Genomic DNA, 5,083 nt, shown 5'->3' on the forward strand with positions numbered 1-5,083 from the left:
GGCGGCGCCGGGTCAGCCCTGGGGCTTGGCGTTGTTCGCGGCGATGACCGCGGCGCACTCCGGGCTGCTGTCGACGGCCACGAACATCACCAGCTTCAGCGGGCCCGCCGAGTGGTTGCTGGCCTGGAGCTGCCAGCTGCTCTTCTTCAGCGACTTGATGACCGAGCCGCCCGCGCCGGAGCTGCGCTCCTCGTTCCAGCCGCCCTTGGTCAGGGTCGCGACGGTGTCCGTGTAGGACTTCGCCGGGTCCGCCGCCTTCGCGGCGTCGGCCGTCCAGCTGACCATGCAGTTCTTGGCCTCGGCCGGAATCTGCTCGCCCGAGGCGTCCTGCGTGAAGCCGGCCCCCGTCGCCGCGTCCGTCAGCTCCTTGGTGACCGCGGCCCCGTCCAGCTTCGCGCCGTCCGAACCGCCCGAGCCGCCCGAGCCGCCCGTCGCGGACGAACCGGCCGAGGAGGACCCGGCCGAGGACGAACCGCCCTTGTCCGAGCCGCCCTCGCTCCCGCAGCCCGCGACCAGCAGCACCACACCGGCGGCCGCGGCCACCCACATCGCCTTGCGCACAACACTCCCGAATACGCACGCACGAAGGCCTGTTGCCCCCGTTTTCAGGGGCACAGTTTTGCACGTGGGAATGACGGCGCGTCACGAACCGGGCACGCGTCAGCCCCCGGTGCTCCCTTCCTCCCCGGTGAGGAGGTCCATCTCCCGCTCGCTGAACCGACTCATGCACGCGTCCTCCGTCGCCTGGAAGGAGACCATGTCCATCGCCATCGTCGTCGGGGCGTGATGGCGGGCGAACAGCGTCCAGCCGCTCTTCTTGAGCGTGACGGCGGCCGAGGTCCCCCCCTTGTCGTCGAGCTTCTCCACCTGCCGGTTCCCGGCCGTCCAGCCCTTCTCGACGAGGGCGGCGACCGTCCGGTCGTACTTCCCCCGCGCCCCCTCCACCACGGGCCCGACGTACTGCCAGGCGGCCGTGCAGGCGGCGGCGCGCTGCACGATCCGGTCCCGCTCCGCGGTGGGCGTGGCCGTCGGGGTCACGGAACCCGGCTCGGGCAGCTCGGACTTCGGCAGTCCCGCCCCGGCCACGGCCGTACGGATCTCCTCCTGCGCCGCCTCGCGGTCGAAAGCCCCGGAGCCCGCGCCGGCACCTCCCCCGACGGTCCCGCACCCGGCACCGAACAGCACCGCCGCCAGCACGCCCGCGACCGCCGCCATGTCTCTCGTACGCATGGTCAGCCCACCGGGTTCTCGTCGATGCCGGCCTTCTTCGCGCAGGCGACGTCGAAGGCCATCGCCTTGACCTCGCCCTGCCCGGTTCCGGCGCGGTACTCCGTCGTCACGCTCCAGCCGCGCTGCTCCAGGACGGTCCGGACGTCGATGACCGTCTGGGCCGCGTCCTCGGCCCTGCGCTCCTTCCGCTGCCCGGACTGCTCCCAGCCGCGCTCCTTCAACTCGCGCACCAGCGCCTCGTACTGCGGGACGCCGGCGGGGGCGCCCTCCGCGCCGTAGCCCATGTACGCGATCACGCAGCCCTTGCCGCGGCCGCGGTCCGCCATGGCGGCCCAGTCCGGGTCGGCGGGCGGGGTGTCCGCGTCCGCCACCGAGCCGTCGATGTCCGCCTGCACCGCGGCCTTGGTGAGCGGGCCCGTCCCCGCCGGACGGGGGGCGGCGGACGCCGGGCCCGCCGCTCCCGTCCCGTTCGCGTTCCCGCCGCACCCCGTCACGCCGACGGCCATGGCCATGGCCAGGGCCGCGAAGGCGGTCCCCCTCTTCCCGTGCACAGTCGTCCCCTCCCAGGTCACCGGGCTGGACGCCCCGTGATCGAGGGAGCAGTGTGCCATGGGCGCGAGCGGTCACTCCTCGGGGGGATAGACCGGCTCCCCACCGTCGGCGAGGGTGATGAGGATGGCCTCCACGGGGCAGCCCTCGGCGGCGGCGAGGATGCGTTCGCCCGCGTCCGCCTCGGACTCCACCGGATGGGACTGGCGGGCGGTGTCGAGGCGGAAGCCGTCCGGGGCGTGGTCGACGCACATGCCGGAGCCGATGCAGACGCTGCGGTCGACCTCGACGCGCCAGCGGTCGCCCATCACGCGTCCCCGTACCCGGCGGGGAGGTGGATCATCTTGTGCTCCAGGTACTCGCCGAAGCCCTCGGGGCCGAACTCGCGGCCGAGGCCGGAGTTCTTGTAGCCGCCGAAGGGGCCGAGCATGTCGAGGCTGAAGGTGTTGACGTTGAAGGTGCCGGTGCGGACCCGGCGGGCGAAGTCGATGCCGTGCTCCACGTCGCCGGTCCAGACGCTGCCGCTGAGCCCGAAGTCGGAGTCGTTGGCGATGCGGAGGGCGTCGGCCTCGTCCTCGTAGGGCAGGAGGCAGATGACCGGGCCGAAGATCTCCTCGCGGGCGATCCGCATGGAGTTGTCGACGCCGCCGAAGAGGGTCGGTTCGACGTACCAGCCGCGTTCGAGCCCGGCGGGCCGCCCGCCGCCCGCGAGGATCTTGGCGCCCTCCTGCTGGCCGATGCCGATGTAGTCGAGGGAGCGCTGCTGCTGGCGCCGGGCGACCAGCGGGCCGACCTGGGTGGCCGGGTCGAGCGGGTCGCCGACGACGAGCGCGCCGGCCGCGGCGGCGAAGGCCTCCGAGATCTCCTCGTACCGGGAGCGGGGGGCGAGGATGCGGGTCTGGGCGACGCAGGCCTGGCCGTTGTTCATCCAGGCGGCCGGGACGATCCCGGCGACGGCGGTCGCGGTGTCCGCGTCGGGCAGGATCACGGCGGCCGACTTCCCGCCGAGTTCGAGGGTGACGCGGGTGAGGTTGCGCGAGGCGACCTCCATGACCCGCCGTCCCGCGGCGACCGAGCCGGTGAAGGAGACCTTGTCGACGCCGGGGTGGCCGACGAGGTACTCGCTGACCTCGCGGTCGGCGGGCAGGATGCTGAGGACGCCCTCGGGCAGCCCGGCCTCGGTGGCGATCTCGGCGAGGATGTACGAGTCGAGGGGTGCTTCCGGCGACGGCTTGAGGACCACCGTGCAGCCGGCGAGCAGCGCGGGCCCCAGCTTGGCGGCGGCGGTGAACTGCGGCACGTTCCACGGGATGACGGCCGCGACGACACCGACCGGTTCGCGCCGGACGAGCAGCGGCCCGAGGACGCCGCCGCGCCGCTCCTCGTACGGGAAGTCCCGGGCGACGGCGATCGCCGCGTCCCAGACCATCATCGCGCCCAGCGCCTGGGCGAGGACGGACCAGGAGTACGGGGAGCCGTTCTGCGCGCTGATGACGCGGCCGATCTCCTCGTACCGGACGGCGATGGCGTCCTTGATGCGGGTGACGACGGCGATCCGCTCCTCGACCGTCATCCGGGGCCACGGCCCCTCGTCGAAGGCCCGTCGGGCCGCGGCGACGGCCCGGTCGACGTCGGCTTCGGAGGCGTGCGGGACGCGTCCGATGACCTCCTCGGTGTGCGGCGAGATCACCTCGATCACGCCGGTTCCGAGCGGTTCGGTCAACTCCCCGCCGATGAACAGCCTTCCGTGCTCCACAAGCTCGGTCATGACCGCTGCCTCCCGAGGAGATGGAATTGCCCCTGAGTTTCTGACGATGCTTCAGAACTGATACCAGTTCTAGTTATACTTGGCCAGACTTGAGGCCAAACCGGCCCCCACCAGCAGCTTTTCCACTGGTGGGGGCCGTCGTCATGCCGCCTGGGCCGCCTGTGGGCCGTCAGGTGCTTCACCGCGCGCCTGATACACGTCGTCGACGGCCTTCCGCGTGCGACTCTCACTGCTCGGCATGAGGTGCGTGTACGTCCTCAACGTGAACCCCGGGTCCGCGTGCCCCAGGTAGCCGCTCAACGCCTTGACGTTCTCGCCCGCATCGAGCAGCACGGAGGCGTAGAAGTGCCTCAGCGCGTGCATGCCGTCCTCGCGCGACTCCTTGGGCCTCTCCCCCGGTTCAGGCGCCGGGAGCACGTCAGCGGCCACGAGAGCGGGTTTTCAGGAAGCGGTGTTGAAGTAGTGCCGGCCGACGGCCTTGCCCTCCTCGGTGGTGAACATCAGACGCTTCGTCACGAGCGGACCGCTCACCGTCTCCCACGGCAGCGTGACCTCCTCGGGCGGAAACGCCTTCATGTGGGCGGCCAGCGCCTGACTCACATGCGCGGGCAGGGGAACGTCACGTACCTTGCCTCGCTTCGGCGGGGCGAAGACGGCTCGGCCGCCGATGAGCTTCACCTGATAGCCGACGTGCAGCCACCCAGTGAGGAAGCCAACCTCGTCGACCGGAAGCCCGAAGATTTCGCCCTGCCGAAGCCCGCAGCCACCGCCCACATCAACCATGGCTCGGTAGTGGGCCGGGAGCGCCCGTCGCACCGCGAACACCTGCTCAACGCTCCACGGGCGAACGCGCTTCGAGGTCTGCGCCGGCGCCTTCACCGAAGCGGCACGGAAGGGATTCCGCGCGATGAGCCGGTCGTCCACGGCAGCCGTGAAGACCGCCGACACGTTGGCGTAGATGGTTCGCCGGGTGGACGCGGCCAGACCCGCGTCTTCCAGCTTCCGCAGCCACTCCCGGATGTGCTCGGGCTGGAACGAACCGAGGGGCCGGGACCCGATGTACGGGTACGCGTGCAGCCGGATCCTAGACTCCGCTCCGGTGCGCGTGGCGACGTCCGTCGTTTGCGCGGCGACCCAGCGTTCGGCGTACTGCTGGAAGGTGGTGCGACCGACCTTCGGGTCGATGTACTCACCCCTGGCCATGTCCGTCTCGATGCTCGTCAGCCACTGCTCGGCAAGGCGCTTCTGCCGGTCAGGGAAGCTCTTGGACTTCTCCGTGCCGTCGGGACCGACGTACCGGGCCCGGTAGCGCATGCCTGTCCCATAGCGGTCGGTCTTGACCCGCCGGGTCTTACCGTCGGCGCCCAGCTCGACCTTGAACCAACGGTCCTGGATGTGACCTGCCATGTGGTGCTGTGCCTCTCAGGGAAAGCCGTGGGGGGGGGGCCGCAGGGGCGCCCCCCCCCCGGGGGGGGGAGGGGGTTTTGGTGGGGGGGCCCGGGGGGGGGCCCCCCCACCCGGCGGACCCGACGGGCC

The 5,083-nt window shown here is 71.7% G+C and carries 5 protein-coding genes and 1 pseudogene; all 6 read right to left on the reverse strand.

Features of this window, described 5'->3' with window-relative positions:
• Window positions 1–12: 12 nt before the first annotated feature.
• Window positions 13–561: a hypothetical protein gene (locus ACFCY7_RS39710; RefSeq protein ID WP_376490947.1), complete on the reverse strand. Its 549-nt coding sequence runs from the start codon at window positions 559–561 to the stop codon at window positions 13–15.
• A gap of 99 nt (window positions 562–660) precedes the next feature.
• Window positions 661–1,230, reverse strand: coding sequence for a hypothetical protein (locus ACFCY7_RS39715; RefSeq protein WP_376490948.1), 570 nt, complete (start codon window positions 1,228–1,230; stop codon window positions 661–663).
• 2 nt (window positions 1,231–1,232) lie between these two features.
• Window positions 1,233–1,781 carry a hypothetical protein gene (locus ACFCY7_RS39720; protein ID WP_376490949.1) on the reverse strand — a complete coding sequence of 183 codons (549 nt, stop codon included), beginning with the start codon at window positions 1,779–1,781 and terminating at the stop codon, window positions 1,233–1,235.
• Between the two features lie 72 nt (window positions 1,782–1,853).
• Window positions 1,854–2,087 carry a ferredoxin gene (locus ACFCY7_RS39725; RefSeq protein WP_376490950.1) on the reverse strand — a complete coding sequence of 78 codons (234 nt, stop codon included), beginning with the start codon at window positions 2,085–2,087 and terminating at the stop codon, window positions 1,854–1,856.
• Window positions 2,087–3,547: an aldehyde dehydrogenase gene (locus ACFCY7_RS39730; protein WP_376490951.1), complete on the reverse strand. Its 1,461-nt coding sequence runs from the start codon at window positions 3,545–3,547 to the stop codon at window positions 2,087–2,089. The genes ACFCY7_RS39725 and ACFCY7_RS39730 overlap by 1 nt, the downstream gene beginning before the upstream one ends.
• A gap of 141 nt (window positions 3,548–3,688) precedes the next feature.
• A pseudogene (locus ACFCY7_RS39735) lies at window positions 3,689–4,954 on the reverse strand (tyrosine-type recombinase/integrase).
• Between the last annotated feature and the right edge of the window lie 129 nt (window positions 4,955–5,083).

This window comes from Streptomyces sp. NPDC056361, assembly GCF_042262805.1.
Classification (GTDB): Bacteria; Actinomycetota; Actinomycetes; order Streptomycetales; family Streptomycetaceae; genus Streptomyces.